The organism is Sphingobium sp. (genome assembly GCF_035511395.1).
Classification (GTDB): Bacteria; Pseudomonadota; Alphaproteobacteria; order Sphingomonadales; family Sphingomonadaceae; genus Sphingobium.
Map to the genome: position 1 here is coordinate 1 of NZ_DATKFP010000391.1, position 12699 is coordinate 12699.

Genomic DNA, 12699 nt, shown 5'->3' on the forward strand with positions numbered 1-12699 from the left:
ATGTAATAGTGCATCTGCGCGAACATCTTGCGGGTGTTCGTGCCGTCGGCGAGGCTGCTCTGGCTCCCCTGCAGCTTGCCGCCGGTCGGCATGATATCTGCGCCGAGCGCCATCATGCAGCCCGGTTCGGTCACCACGTCGACCATCCGGTTAGGCGACCAGAAGCTGACCTTCACCCCGAACCAGAAGGTCACGCCCTTGCGGCAGGTGCACAGAGGCTTGGAAGCCGACTGCGCGTCGAGCGCCTTGCCGAGCGGATCGCTGGGTCCGATCTTCACGCCGCCGATGGTGATCGGGAAGATGCAGTTCCAGCGTACCTTGGTGATCGGGTTGAAGACCGTGCCCGCGTCGCATTTGGAGGCATGAGCCGGAGAGGCGAGCGCCAGCGCGGCAAAACCGCAACCCAGCGCCAACAGTCGGCGAAGGGACAATCCTTTCATCGCGCGCCCCTCCGGTCTGTCTTGCTCCTGTCGACCTCGGTCAGCACCAGTTTCTGCCCCGCCTGGCTGACGATCACCGGCGCCACCGTCAGCCCGAGCCGCGTCTTGACCCGCTCCTCGAGTAGAAACAGCGCTCGGCCGTGGCGTTCGCCAAGGGTGATCGCATCGGCATCACGCGGACCACCGGCAGCGAGCAGGATGAAGTCCGCAGTGCGCGCAGTGCGCAGCGCCCAGTCGAGCTCGGCGGGATGCACGACGATGAGCCGCTGCGGCAGCGACACAAAGCTAAGCGGATTGAAGCTGTAGCCTTTGGCGTAAAGCAGCCTGCCGTCCTGCAGGCGGATATCCTGGTCGAGCGTATAGAAGGGAACCACCGTGCGATTCCGGTCGGCGCGCGCGATGCCAAGCGTCGCCGCTTTCATCGCGGACCAGCGTTCACGCGGTCCGAAGGCGGCTTTCATGTCGGGAATCTGCGCTGCCCGGCCTTCGATCTCGCTTAGCGCATCGGGCTCGGCGATCGGCCAGGTGCGGCCTATCGTGCTCGTCTCCGCATGGAGCGATGACGCCATGAGCATTCCGGCCGTCATCGTCATCGCAGTCAGCGCGCAGGGAACCGGGGAGCGAGTGAAAACTTCGCGCTGGGATCTAGCGGCCATGGCGCCGTCTCCAATAGGGCTGGGGGTTCTCGCGATCCTCGCCAAGAGCGGCGCTGATCAGCGCGGCGGTGGCGATGATTGCGGTAATCACGACGAGCACGCGGAACAGTCCGGGCACGTCCGGCAATTGCCAGGCGATAAAGGACTGAACCAGCAGCAGCCCCTGGCTTCCGACGATCAGGCGGATCGGCCCGGGTGCCGGCGTCGAAGAGAAGATGCCGTTCATGGCCGCCTCCAGCGCCTGGCGAAGGCACGAACATGACGGGCCAGCGCATCCCAGGGAACGAGGATGAGGCTTGTCGAACCCGCGCCCATGCCGGCACAGATGCCGACAACGATCGCGCCCTGCAGCGGCGCCCGCAGGCTCGACGCGGCCATGAACGCGAAGAGCGCCGCGACTACCATGCTGGTGGTGACCAGGATCGTGTAGCTGACCCTTGCGAACCGCCGTTCCGCTTCGATCACGGTGACAATCGCATGCGCCACCTCAGCGATGCCGAGCGCCTGGTTGTTCAGGCCGCGCGCATAGGCGAGGAGCGCGTCAATCTCGGCGCTCGCTTCGAAGACAGCTTCGAAGCCGTCATCATGGTCCGGGTTCATTGCGCCCTCCACTGCGACAAGCGCGAGAAGAGCATCCCGCATGCGCCCGACAGGCCGATCAGCAGCATGCCGCTTGCAAAGCAGGCAGCCGCCACGATGAGCCCTGTGCGCACCGTCTGTAGCGGGGGCTGGTCCAGCGCGAGACCTGCCGCGATCACGAGACCGCCCATCATGCAGGTTTCGATTGCCACCAGGCGCAGCCGCCACTTGAACGCCGCTGCCTCGGCGCGCTTTGCGACGCGGGCCTCGATGATCGCCTCGATGGCGGGGTCATTTTCCCAGTCTATCGCCAGCTGGTCGGGATGAGGTTCGGACTTGGGCATCATGCCGCCCTCCCGGCCTGATAGGCACGGCCGCCCAGCACCTCGACCGGATCGACGCCGGCCAGTTCGCAAACGGCTTCCAATGGATTGCGGCCCGCCCGCACGAGCGCCTCGAAGGCGGCGACCTCATTGGGCGCTGAGGTATTGATCCAGTAGCTGAACGGGTCGACCACCAGGCGGGCAATGCCGAGCCCCAGGGGGCTATCGATGAACACCTCGGAATAATTGGGCTTGGCGTTCCGGACCGATTTCAACAGGTCGAGCACGAAGCCCGAATAGTCGAGGATCTTGTTGTCGACCGCCTTGTCGTAGGTGGAACCCTGCAGCAGGAACCGGGTCGCGGCATTTTCGAGGATCACCTGTCCGGTGCCGCCGAAGAGCAGCAGGTCGTTCATGCTCTGAAGGACAATGCCGAAGCTGCCCTGATATTTGCGCGCGCGGCGATAGCCCTGGCCGAACGCCTCGGCGAGACGCGAGAGATCCTGCCCGTCGCTCCGCGTCATGAACTGCGCGGCTTCGTCACAAAGGACGAAGCGGGGCTTGTCACGCGCCGAGAGGTAGAGTTCCTGGGTGACGGCGTTCACCACCACCATCACGATCACGTTGAAGAGGTCGGGGAGCGCCTTCAGTCGTTCGAGTTCGAGCACCACGAATTCGTCGCGGGAGATGTCGAAGGTCGAGGGGCCATTGAAGAAATGTCCGTAAGCGCCTTGCGACCCGAAATCGCGCAGGTTGAACGCCAGTTCGCGTGCGACCGGCACGAGATGATCGACGCGGTCGAGATCGGAGACCGCATTGTCGGGATAGCGGCCGAGCCAGTCGCGCACGGCATCGATGCCGTCCTCGCCGCGCCCGCTATCGACGGTCCACTGCACGGCGGACTTCAGCAGGTTCCATTCCGACGTGCTGACCGGCTTGCGGGTGGAGGCATTGGCCATCTCGGCAACGATGGCGACGGCCATGGCGATCGCCGACTGCTTGTCCTCGCCGTCGAGCGCGAGCCCCATGTCGAAGGGATTGAGGACGAGACGTTCCTCGCCGATGTCGATATAGCGACCGGAACACAGCGTGCAGAGCTTGCGGTAGCTGCCGCCGATATCGATGATGCGGATGAGCGCGCCTTGCGCATAATATTGCTGGCAAAGATTATTGAGCAGGAAACTCTTGCCCGCGCCGCTCTCCGCCGAGACAATGAAATTGTAATTGTTGATCCGGGGGTCGAAAAGATCGAGGGTGATCAGTTGGCCCTTGCGCCCGACATAGAGCAGGGCCGGGCGGCCGCCGCCGCGAAAATCGGTCTGCACCGGCGCCATCAGCGTCGCGGCCTTCACCGGCATCCGAAAATCCCGTTCGAGCAGCTTCAAGGTCCGCTTTTCGGGATAAAGACCGAAGGGCAGGCTGGCGGCGAGCAGCACCGGTAGCAGGTAGCTCTCCTCCTGCACCATGAAGGGTAGGGGTTCGGATTCCCACAGCCGCTTGGCCCGCGCGGCCATTTCGCGCGCTTGCGCGCTGTCGCGGCCGAACACCCACATCGTCGGGATCACCGAGACGAAGCGGCTGTTCGATGCCTCGTCGAGGATCCAGCCGATCTCCTCGATCTGCTTGCCGACCTCGACCGCGAAGCTGCCCGCCGCCTTCTGAGCGGAGAGGATCTGCGCGCGCTTGTGGATCTCGAACTGCGAATGATCGAACAGCACCGAGAGGCAGTAGAGGAACGGGCCGCCGATCTGATCGCTGTCCTCCGCGCTCCCGCGCATGCCCCCAAGCAGCCGGTTCGCCCGTTCGGCGGTGATGCGGCGGGCAGGGGCCTTGGGCGTCAGGCAGCGCGCGACCTGGTTGCCGAGATAGACCTCGGATCCCTCGAAACAAAGATCAGGACCGGCCTCGATGATCTGCCGCGCGATCGACGGCGCCGGCATTCCGCCCACGCTTTCGCTCAGGAACACGCCGGGCGCGGGCGCGAAGACACCGTTGAAGATCCGGCGGTAGAAGCTCACCAGTTCATCGGGCGGCAGGCGCCGGATGCCCATCTTCGCCAATTGCTCCTCGACCTGACGGCGCAGGTCGGCGCCGAGCTTCACCCGCGTCTTGATGACAAGGAACAGCCGGAAGTCGCGCACCGGAATCGAATGCAGCGCATCGAGGCCTTTGGTGCCCGAACGCAGATACTCGGCTGTCCGCCGGGCAGAAGCCTGGACCAGCGGATCGGGCCGCACCTTGAGATCGAGATAGGCGTCGAGCGCCGGGTCGATCAGCGGATCGGCAAAGGTGATGAGCTGGAGAACCGTGCCTTCGGGAAAATGGATGTTGAGAAGACCCAGCAGCGCCTGCTGGACATGGGCGAACATATAGGCCGAAGGGACGAGCTCCCAGGCCTGGCCCCAGCCGTCGTCGATGCACAGGAAGGCGTCTTCCTCCTCGACCCAGGCGACCATCGGCAGGAAATCCGAATAGGCATCGCGGGTCACGGCGGCGCGCAGGCGTTGATAGCTGAGGCTGTTGCGTCCACTCATGGCCGGTTCTCCGGATCGAGGGTGAGCGGCATCTCCGGGGCCGGAATCTCGACGCTTCCCGCTGCTGGTTCGCGCACCGTCCGCAGTACCGGCGGGGCTGGCGTCCGGCCGCTCGGCTCCACCAGATAGTCGCCGACTACCCATGCCGGCCGATCGATGATCGAATAGACATAGCGCGCCATGTAGAGCCGGTCGGGGCGTTGCTTGTCCGCATAGGGCAGGATCAATGTGCGGATCGTCCGCGAAGGGCGCAGCATGGGCGAGCCGGGGCCCTCGATCAGTGCGCCGACATTGCCTTGTCCGCTCCGGGGCGCGACAGCATCTGCCGTCGTGGATCCACTGGCACCGCTGATGCGCGCGGGTGCCTTACCCTTCTTCTGCTCAGCGAGCATCCCGCGATCGTTGGTGACGGCAGGATCGGATTTCGAGGCACGACCGGCGACCGCATCGGCATAGGCCTGGTCAGGATGGATGCACTGGCCATGGTCGCTGTTCTTGCAGGAGAATTTCTCGCTGTAGGGCGACATCACCGACCCAACGGTGGCGCAGCCTGAAAGCCCGAGCAGCGGCAAGGCGAACAGTGGCAGAGCGCGCAGTGCGCTGCGGCAAGTACCGAAATGGGTGTGTAGCTGGTGTGGCATGGTGCCTCCTGTGGTGGCGCGCATCAGAACTTCACTCCCGCGCCGGGTTTGATCTCGAGGGTTGCGCCTTCCTGGATCACCACGACCACGTCCTTGGCTGCGCCGACCTCGACTATGGGGCCTGCCTGCCGGGCGAGATCGAGATAGAAATCGGTCAGCTTGTCCGAGGATTTGGCGAGGCCACCGGCAATGCCGGTCTTCGCCGCGTCGCCGGCATCGAGCGTCCGCACCGTTCCCAGCGCCGAAGTCGAGGTGTTGCCGAAGGTGCTTTCGACCGATTGCGAGATGCCGCTGATGGTCCCGGCGATGAAGGCGCGCGCCAGCGTGGCGCCGGCTCGCGTCACCACCTTGCCCGACAATCCCTTCTTGCCGTCGGTATCGACGAAGAAGCCCTTGACTGGCTGATCGACCACCGAGTGCTCGTCGAAATCGACGCAGGAGAGCGACACGAGCTGGACCTCGACCCGTTCCTTGGCAAGGCTGCCGGTGGCGTTGCCGACGACAAAGCAACCGGCCAGGTTCGCCTTCACCTCATTGGGCAGGACCGCAGGCGCCTGCACCCGGGCGATGATCGGCTCGGGGTTACTGGTTGCGTCCCGGCTCGCCAGCGCGTCGATCCCCGTCAGGAGCCGCGCCTTCATGAAACCAGGCGGTAAATAGATCGTCCGATTCTTTTTTTTGGACGAGGCTGGACTATCGGCGGCACCCTGAGGCCCGCTTGCGCCCACGACCTGGCTGGTCGCCGACCCGATCGCACCGACCGTCTTCTCGACCGGCGGTGCGGGAGGCGCGGGCGGAGCGCTCGGCGCTGAGGGTGGCGCCGGGAGCTTGTCCGCATCCGCGCCAATGTCGCCGACGTCGGGCGGATAGGGGAGCGCGGGCGCGTCACCGGGCAATGCCGGCGGGAGATCGCTATCGACGCCGCCAGATGACTTGCTCCCCGCAGATCCCGGACCACGTGATCCGGGAACGACTTTGCCTTCCTCGATCGCGCTGACGCGATCGCCGAGCAATTGCTGGCCATCGAGGACCTTCTTCAGGTCTCCACGCAGCTTCACCTCGAGGCTGTCACCGCGTAGCCCCGCGCCCATGTTGAGCGAGGACGCAGGATTGGCTTGCTTGACCTCGTCCTTGCTGCCCGAGGCCATATAGAGGCCGATGCCCAGCGCGCCGACCGCAACGCCGACGGCGAGCTGGCGCGCGCGCAGCTTCTGCTTCGCCGACAGTCTTGCCCACAGCCCCTGCCAGTCGAACAGGGCCACGGGGCGTCTCGGTTCAGCCTCGTCCTCCTCGCGAGTGCTCCGTCCGGCAAGATGCGCCTGATAAGGCGACAGCGGCTCAGGGGCCTCGACAGGCCCATTGTCCTGCGCGCCGGTCATTGCCCGGTCCCCCGGCGCACCACCACCAGCCGGGCGCTTTCCCCGGCGTTCAGTCGCACCCGGTCAAGGGTCACTGCAAAAATGCGGGACCCCAGGGCCGGATCGATCAATGACCGTTCGTCGAGCGTTACGGCTGCTGCGGCCCGAACCCGGTACTCCGAAGCCGAAAGCGCCGCGCCCTCTATGGCAACGCGGCGGCTTTCGGTAATCGAAACACTAGGCATTGCCGAAACCGCGATCATTCCGCCGGCGGGTGCGACCTCGCTGAACGAGGCGGGGATGCGATCGTCCAGCAGCGCCATGGTGATCGAGACCGCGCGGTCTTCATCGGCGAGCGCGGCCATCAACTCGTTGTTGGCCTGGGCCCTTTGCCAGGCGCCCGGCATCAGCACCACCGTCTGTGCGGGGATCTCCGCCGGTTCCGCATAAAGCGGATAGGTGGCGCCATTGCAGCGCACGAAGAATTCGGAAGGCTGGGTCACATAGCTGCGCGTGATCTGGCCCGCATCGTCGATCTCGTGGGCGAGGAACTTGATCCAGGCGTCCGCGCCACCCTTTTCGACGGCGAGGCCCTTTTCGGCGGAGAATTTGATGTCCTCGATCTCGCCGCCCTCGCACACCACATGGTTGATGTCGCGGTTGGAGAGGCGGATATGGCTGGTCTGGTCGGGCAGCGCATGGATCGTTTGCGCTGATGCCGGCACTGCCGCTATCAGCAGGGAAAACAACAGGGCATGGCGCAACGGCGCGCGGCGCTCAGCGTGTTTCGGCATCGAACTGTTCCTCGGAAAGACGGGTCAGCCAGAAGCGGCCATTGTCGATCGCGTAACCGATGCGCAAAATGCCCCGGAATTTGCGGATGACGCCGCCGATCACGCGGACCTTCTCGACCGGCACGACGATCTCATGGGCGGTCCAGCGGACCGGCTGATCATTGCGGATGTAGGTGGCGATCGACAGGGTCGGATTGTTCGCCAGTTCGTCGAGTATGGTGTTCAGGCTGTCGCGCATCGCGCCATAGGCGGAGGGGTGGACGAGACCGAGCAGTTCCTGGAACTGGCGGTCCGCCGAATAGGCTGACCACGTCCCCGAGAGCGCGACGATGTTACGCGTCATCGCGACGATATAGGCCTCGGACGGCTTGTTCCCCGAGACATGCAGATCGCCGGTCGCGCCGAACGGCACGATGATGGTTCGGGCATTCTGGTTGGTCGTGTAGATCACTGCGCCCAGGACTGCCGTCACACCGAACATGCCCGCGATGGCGACCTTGAGCAGCCGGTTCTCCTCGAACAGGTTTGCCGAGCCCTGCAGGTAGCGATGGATGCCGAAGCTTGCCGGTTTGCCCAGCAGCACATCCTCGGCATTTTGCTTGCGCGTGAAGATGCCCATGGCGCCTACTCGAAGAAGCGGGTCTGTGTCGGACCCGGATAATGGGGGAAGGAAACCAGACCCCAGCGCCATGCGAGATGGGCGAGATAGCCTCTGGGCTTGGTCCGCTTCCACGGGATGAAAAGGAGAAGGGCGGCGATGAGCGCCCAGCCGACAAGTCCGCCCACGATCGCGGCCACGAACACGCTCGAGGTCGCGAGAAGGAACTCGTCCGATCCGAACCACAGGATCTGGACCGGCCGATGCAGATATTGCGGAAGGCGTTCGTCCACTTGCCCTTCTCCTCCTGCTTCATGACACCTGGAAAGGTGCCGGTTTCCGGGAGCCGACCATTCGGCTCCCAGCACTTTGCCGGTGCGAGTGCGTCTGGCCGGTCAGCCGGCGCGCAGCCGCACGCGGCGTCTCACACGACCATCCCGAAGGTCTGGAGAATGGAGTCCGCCTTGATCAGGCAGACCGCCGCCACGATCGTCGGGATGCCGATCATGATGTTCGAGAAGAGGCGCGAGACGCCGAACAGGAAGGCGGCGACGCCGCCCACGAACCCCAGCGGTCCCTTCACGCCCTGGTTCACGACGATATCGTAGATATCGTAGCCGAGGTCGCCCTGGGCCGGTGCCGAGAAGGCATGGGCGGGGCCGCCCACCAGGGCCATCACGCCCAAAGGGAGACCGAGATTGGCCACCGCCAGGGCCTTGTTACTCAATGTACGCATCATGGCATTACTCCGAGAATGGAGCCGTCCAACCCAAGCCTGCCGGCATCGAAAATTCGCTGTCGGCCGGGGCGTCGGTGGCCGGCTCCCTGAGCCCGCCGCCGCCGGCATCCTGGTTCATCCGCCCGCCTGCGATCAGGCGGGGCCGGATGCCCTCCGAATTGAAATCACTCTGCCCCCTTGAGGGCGAGCACCTGTTTCAGCGCTGCGCTTCGGACGCGGCCTTCGTGAGCGCCGGCTTCGCATGCCGGTCGAGGAACGCTTCAAGCTCCGCCTGCTGAAAGCCAGAGATGAGCTTGCCGTCGGCGATCAGGGTCGGCGTGCCCGACACCCCGACCTTCGCGACCAGTTCCGCGTCGTCCGCGACCTTGTCCCGCCCCGCAGCGCATTGGCGCAGCAGCGGCGGGGTCTGGCCCGAATAGGCTGCCTGGAACGCTGCCTCGCGATCGGGCGAGCACAGGATATGCTCCGCCTTGGCCGCCGCCGTCGGGTGGATGCCGCTTACGAAGAAGATGAGGCGCCTGACCGGCTTGCCTTCCGCCGCCTTCGCCTTCCAGAAGCGATCGAGCGCCTGGCAATAAGGGCAGTCCGGGTCGGTGAACTCGATGACGGTCGGCGCATCCGACGGGCCGATCACCAGCGCCTTGGTGGGATCGATAGCCTTGAGGCGCCTGGCTGCGCCCTGTTCCTGGGCCAGGGCGGTCAGATTGACGCCATTGCGATCATAGACCGTGGCGAACAGGAGATGCTCGCTCTGCGGGGCAAAATAGATGATCTTGCCGCCCGCTATGGCCTGATAGATCGGCCCTTCGACGGGGGCGGGACCGAAATCTTCAAAGCGCAGGTTGGTGAAAGTCTGGTGCAGTTGCTTCTCTGCCTTCTCGACGGCCTGTTGCAGCAGGGTCTGATCAGGGGACTGCGCCTGGACGGGCAGGGGAAGGGCCAGGAGTACAGCCCAGGGGAGGAAGCGCACCGAGCGGTATCCTTCTTCCCGTTTCACGGCGCGACGGGCGCCATAAGATACACCTGCGTGGACACGACGCATCGCAACGCTCCCATTGTCAAAATCAGGTAAGAAACACGCCGAGCGAACCTGGCCGCTGCGATCGCTTCATGTCTGCAGATGATGTGTTTCACTCGGTTGGCGCAACCGGGTAGCTACTGGAGTGAGCATCAAGCTACTCCAGTAGCGAAACCGCTACTGTAATGCGCACTTGGCGATTTCAGGCGCTATGCTGAGATGGCATCAACCGGAATCGGGTCTCGGAGAGGCGCTACTGAACGGAAGGGATGAACAGCCACGTGTCGCGGCCATCGAGAACTTACACGCTCAAGATGTCGACCACGGGAGTCGAGCTTTTCCTCGATTGCCATTATCGCCTGTGCCGGCTTGCCAACGAGCTATTGCCTTATGGTCAAACGCTATTTTCAGCGCTGGTCCATCTGCGGCATGTCGCGCCGGCAATGATCCTCGATGATCTGGTGACGCTGAAAGACTCGGGCCTCATGGGCGGGCGCCAATGCTTTGTGGGTGCGCCAACGCTCCTGACCCAGATTGTCGAGGAAATTGTTGAGAATATTACCCTGAATTTTCCAGAAAGCAGGCGGTCGATCATGGCGACACAGGTTTTCCTGGTCGCGCTCAAGCGATTTCGGTTAGCCGCCTCGGACGATATCACTCTGTGTTATCGCCAGATGCTCACGGAGGGAGGGGCGGCGATCAAGATATCGAAAGGGCAACGCAAGCTTCTGGAATAGGAAGACCTTGTCTGTAGAGGTAGGCTGAAAGTCCGCCATATTTGGTCGCATCTAATATTGTGTATCGTGTGTTTTACATCGATTCTCGTGGCTCTAACTGACCATGGCGGTGCATTGCCGCATCGGGGGCAGCAGATGACGCGGGAGAAAAAGACGCGGAAAAAGAGGAATTTTCCGGAGCCACTTTATCTGGAGAATGTCAAGGCGATCCTGGGCCGAAGGATCGAACTCGAACGCCGAAGTCGTGGCATGAATCAGGCTGGCCTTGGTAAACATATCGGTCTGGGAGTAGCCTGGGTTCGAAATCTTGAAGGCGGCTATCCCAAGGTTCGACTGGAACAGTATTTTGCGTCCCTGGACACCCTGGGAATTTCCGTTCTTACCATGTGCGTTCCACTTCTTTTCATTATTCATGGCCGTAAATATCCGCCGCATCTGCTTTTTTCAGATATGCGCAGGCTCGAGTCCGCCATCATCGATTTTGTCATCGAGTGGAATGTCTCTGATGTGAAAGCCACGCTTGCCCGCGATCGTGATGGCCAATAGATGTATAATACCAAGCTGCATTAATCACGACCCACGTGCCCATTTGCGGCGGCCGATAGTCATGATGCGCCACGGCTGATCGACGAGCCTGTTCCAGGCTTCGCAGCAAAGGTCGATGATGTTTTCGTGAGAGGTGAAGATCCGGTTTGACAGCCAGTTATCGCGGATGAACTGCCAGATATTTTCCACCGGGTTTAGCTCGGGGCATTTCGGCGGCAGCGGAACGATGCTGATGTTTTCGGGCACTTCCAGCTTTCCGGTCATGTGCCACCCGGCTTGATCCATCAGCAGCACGCCGTGAGCGCCCGGTTCGATGGCGAGCGATATCTCGGCAAGGTGCAGCGACATGGTCTGGGTGTTGCAGAAGGGCAGGACCAGACCCGCGCCCTTACCAAGCTCAGGGCAGATGGCGCCGAAGATGTAGGCCGATTTGGTCCTCTGATCCTTGGGCGCTGAAGGCCGGGTGCCGCGCCTCTCCCAGCGACGGGTGATCTTGTTTTTTTGGCCGATACGGGCCTCGTCTTGGAACCATACCTCTATGGGCGTGCCGCGCGGAAGGACGGCTTTGACCTTTGCCAACTCGGCTGCAAACCCCCTTTTTTAAACTCCTCCATCGCAAATTCATTCTGCGCATGGTGGCGGGGGCGCGCCGTCAGTTTGACATAACCCAGCTTCTTCAACTCCCGCCCAACTGTCGTTTCTGTCAGCGAGATGCCAAACTCATCATGGAGCCAACGCGTCAGGTCGATCAGCCGCCAGCGTACAACTCCATGGATCGCCGGGACCGGGCCGCTTTCGACGATACCTGCAAGAGCCTGCCGCTGAGCATCGTTCAACAAGGAGGGCTTGCCTGGGGCCTTGCCGTCAATGAGGCCATCGGGGCCTCGGGTGTTGAACCGCACGACCCAGTCCCGCACGATCTGCAGCGTCACCCCGCCTATCCGCGCCGCATCGCTGCGGCTACCGCCATCATATATTTCGGCCAACGCCAGCAGTCGGCGGCCCTGGTTCGCGCTTTTCGTGCTCCGTGCGAGCCGCCTCAAGCTCGCCGCATCAAAGTCGTCCCGTAATCCAATCGCTGCACCCATAGCCATGCCCTCCAACAGGCCGCCATAGATTCATACTTTTGCCGGTTTGGGAATCCTCCGCGTGAGTCAGCATCACAGGAGGTTGGTATAAGACGCCGGGTCGCAAAACGGCTCTTTTGCGTGTGTGACGGCAATAGTGCAGTCGATCGCGGAGATATTCCAGAGACGTTCGGCGCGACTTGGCGAGCCTGACCAGTGGTTCTGGCAGAGCTTCATTGCCATTAGCGCTATCGATTTGCCTCACGGAACGAAAGGGCGTAGATATCTCCTTGATAAAGCACGGCATGGCATGGGGAGCAGGGGGCTCTGAAGATCGCCAATCCGGCCTACCGGCCATCTTCGATGGTATGAAGAGGGTATGACGACGAATGCTGCTGTTCTCAGCCGCCTGATTTTCTCCGAGGAGCGGTCGCTGATGCGCTTCTTTTCCGATCTGGTCGAGCGCGACAGTCTGGAAGACGTTCTGCACATGCTGTGGATCAGAGTGCAGCGGGTCCGTGATGATCCACCAATACGCGATAAGATCGCCTTTCTCTTCTATCTTGCACGAAAGGTCGCGCTGGATGAGGCGCGTCGCGCGGCGCGGCAAAGGCGGCTTGCCGAGGCGGTCGAGGCCATCATCTGGGGGCATGATTTTGTCCATCCTGT

General features: G+C 62.9%; 16 protein-coding genes and 1 pseudogene. 3 read left to right on the forward strand and 14 right to left on the reverse strand.

Annotated elements, in window-relative coordinates; genetic code table 11:
* The 13 genes from VMR39_RS26475 to VMR39_RS26535 all read right to left on the reverse strand — a co-directional run.
* Window positions 1-440, reverse strand: a 440-nt coding sequence (locus VMR39_RS26475) for a TraU family protein (protein ID WP_325420873.1), incomplete at its 3' end; no start/stop codon positions are given.
* The gene (locus tag VMR39_RS26480; protein WP_037510982.1) at window positions 437-1033 is read right to left on the reverse strand and encodes a conjugal transfer protein TraW; all 597 of its coding nucleotides are present in this window, start codon (window positions 1031-1033) and stop codon (window positions 437-439) included. The genes VMR39_RS26480 and VMR39_RS26475, both read right to left, overlap by 4 nt.
* A 52-nt stretch (window positions 1034-1085) precedes the next feature.
* Window positions 1086-1322 (reverse strand): hypothetical protein, encoded by a 237-nt coding sequence (locus tag VMR39_RS26485; RefSeq protein WP_037510984.1) that lies wholly within the window; start codon window positions 1320-1322, stop codon window positions 1086-1088.
* A complete protein-coding gene (locus VMR39_RS26490) occupies window positions 1319-1696 on the reverse strand; it encodes a hypothetical protein (protein WP_037510986.1) in 378 nt (125 codons plus the stop codon). Before VMR39_RS26490 ends, VMR39_RS26485 begins: the two co-directional genes overlap by 4 nt.
* Window positions 1693-2022 carry a hypothetical protein gene (locus VMR39_RS26495; protein ID WP_037510988.1) on the reverse strand — a complete coding sequence of 110 codons (330 nt, stop codon included), beginning with the start codon at window positions 2020-2022 and terminating at the stop codon, window positions 1693-1695. The genes VMR39_RS26490 and VMR39_RS26495 overlap by 4 nt, the downstream gene beginning before the upstream one ends.
* Complete coding sequence (locus VMR39_RS26500; RefSeq protein WP_037510990.1) at window positions 2019-4532, reverse strand: TraC family protein; 2514 nt, start codon at window positions 4530-4532, stop codon at window positions 2019-2021. Before VMR39_RS26500 ends, VMR39_RS26495 begins: the two co-directional genes overlap by 4 nt.
* On the reverse strand, window positions 4529-5197 hold the full coding sequence (locus tag VMR39_RS26505) for a TraV family lipoprotein (protein WP_325420877.1): 669 nt from the start codon (window positions 5195-5197) through the stop codon (window positions 4529-4531). The genes VMR39_RS26500 and VMR39_RS26505 overlap by 4 nt, the downstream gene beginning before the upstream one ends.
* Window positions 5197-6552 (reverse strand): TraB/VirB10 family protein, encoded by a 1356-nt coding sequence (locus VMR39_RS26510; protein WP_037510994.1) that lies wholly within the window; start codon window positions 6550-6552, stop codon window positions 5197-5199. The genes VMR39_RS26505 and VMR39_RS26510 overlap by 1 nt, the downstream gene beginning before the upstream one ends.
* The gene (locus tag VMR39_RS26515) at window positions 6549-7325 is read right to left on the reverse strand and encodes a type-F conjugative transfer system secretin TraK (RefSeq protein WP_037510996.1); all 777 of its coding nucleotides are present in this window, start codon (window positions 7323-7325) and stop codon (window positions 6549-6551) included. The genes VMR39_RS26510 and VMR39_RS26515 overlap by 4 nt, the downstream gene beginning before the upstream one ends.
* Window positions 7309-7944: a TraE/TraK family type IV conjugative transfer system protein gene (locus VMR39_RS26520; protein WP_037510998.1), complete on the reverse strand. Its 636-nt coding sequence runs from the start codon at window positions 7942-7944 to the stop codon at window positions 7309-7311. The genes VMR39_RS26515 and VMR39_RS26520 overlap by 17 nt, the downstream gene beginning before the upstream one ends.
* Window positions 7945-7949: 5 nt before the next feature.
* The gene (locus VMR39_RS26525) at window positions 7950-8216 is read right to left on the reverse strand and encodes a type IV conjugative transfer system protein TraL (protein WP_014076300.1); all 267 of its coding nucleotides are present in this window, start codon (window positions 8214-8216) and stop codon (window positions 7950-7952) included.
* A gap of 131 nt (window positions 8217-8347) precedes the next feature.
* Window positions 8348-8662, reverse strand: coding sequence for a hypothetical protein (locus VMR39_RS26530; protein WP_037511001.1), 315 nt, complete (start codon window positions 8660-8662; stop codon window positions 8348-8350).
* A gap of 196 nt (window positions 8663-8858) precedes the next feature.
* A complete protein-coding gene (locus VMR39_RS26535; RefSeq protein WP_394804734.1) occupies window positions 8859-9659 on the reverse strand; it encodes a DsbC family protein in 801 nt (266 codons plus the stop codon).
* 290 nt (window positions 9660-9949) lie between these two features.
* Here VMR39_RS26535 and VMR39_RS26540 point away from each other — a divergent pair, with 290 nt between their 5' ends.
* Together VMR39_RS26540 and VMR39_RS26545 are read left to right on the forward strand one after the other, a co-directional pair.
* The gene (locus tag VMR39_RS26540) at window positions 9950-10417 is read left to right on the forward strand and encodes a hypothetical protein (RefSeq protein ID WP_052076669.1); all 468 of its coding nucleotides are present in this window, start codon (window positions 9950-9952) and stop codon (window positions 10415-10417) included.
* A 135-nt stretch (window positions 10418-10552) separates the two neighbouring features.
* Window positions 10553-10963 carry a helix-turn-helix domain-containing protein gene (locus tag VMR39_RS26545; protein ID WP_155282088.1) on the forward strand — a complete coding sequence of 137 codons (411 nt, stop codon included), beginning with the start codon at window positions 10553-10555 and terminating at the stop codon, window positions 10961-10963.
* Between the two features lie 24 nt (window positions 10964-10987).
* Here the strand turns inward: VMR39_RS26545 and VMR39_RS26550 are convergent.
* Window positions 10988-12051 (reverse strand): IS630 family transposase gene (locus VMR39_RS26550; RefSeq protein WP_155282097.1). Its coding sequence is split into 2 segments (ribosomal slippage): window positions 10988-11557 and window positions 11560-12051, totalling 1062 coding nucleotides; the frame shifts between segments, so codons are not numbered across the junction.
* A gap of 358 nt (window positions 12052-12409) precedes the next feature.
* Here VMR39_RS26550 and VMR39_RS26555 point away from each other — a divergent pair.
* Window positions 12410-12699: pseudogene (locus VMR39_RS26555) on the forward strand (hypothetical protein); the annotation flags it as partial.

Excerpts from the sequence above, each read along its gene's own strand:
- VMR39_RS26480 (WP_037510982.1), bottom strand. The coding sequence starts at position 1,033 with ATGACGATGACGGCCGGAATGCTCATGGCGTCATCGCTCCATGCGGAG.
- VMR39_RS26485 (WP_037510984.1), bottom strand. The coding sequence starts at position 1,322 with ATGAACGGCATCTTCTCTTCGACGCCGGCACCCGGGCCGATCCGCCTG.
- VMR39_RS26490 (WP_037510986.1), bottom strand. The coding sequence starts at position 1,696 with ATGAACCCGGACCATGATGACGGCTTCGAAGCTGTCTTCGAAGCGAGC.
- VMR39_RS26495 (WP_037510988.1), bottom strand. The coding sequence starts at position 2,022 with ATGATGCCCAAGTCCGAACCTCATCCCGACCAGCTGGCGATAGACTGG.
- VMR39_RS26500 (WP_037510990.1), bottom strand. The coding sequence starts at position 4,532 with ATGAGTGGACGCAACAGCCTCAGCTATCAACGCCTGCGCGCCGCCGTG.
- VMR39_RS26505 (WP_325420877.1), bottom strand. The coding sequence starts at position 5,197 with ATGCGCGCCACCACAGGAGGCACCATGCCACACCAGCTACACACCCAT.
- VMR39_RS26510 (WP_037510994.1), bottom strand. The coding sequence starts at position 6,552 with ATGACCGGCGCGCAGGACAATGGGCCTGTCGAGGCCCCTGAGCCGCTG.
- VMR39_RS26515 (WP_037510996.1), bottom strand. The coding sequence starts at position 7,325 with ATGCCGAAACACGCTGAGCGCCGCGCGCCGTTGCGCCATGCCCTGTTG.
- VMR39_RS26520 (WP_037510998.1), bottom strand. The coding sequence starts at position 7,944 with ATGGGCATCTTCACGCGCAAGCAAAATGCCGAGGATGTGCTGCTGGGC.
- VMR39_RS26530 (WP_037511001.1), bottom strand. The coding sequence starts at position 8,662 with ATGATGCGTACATTGAGTAACAAGGCCCTGGCGGTGGCCAATCTCGGT.
- VMR39_RS26540 (WP_052076669.1), top strand. The coding sequence starts at position 9,950 with ATGAACAGCCACGTGTCGCGGCCATCGAGAACTTACACGCTCAAGATG.
- VMR39_RS26545 (WP_155282088.1), top strand. The coding sequence starts at position 10,553 with ATGACGCGGGAGAAAAAGACGCGGAAAAAGAGGAATTTTCCGGAGCCA.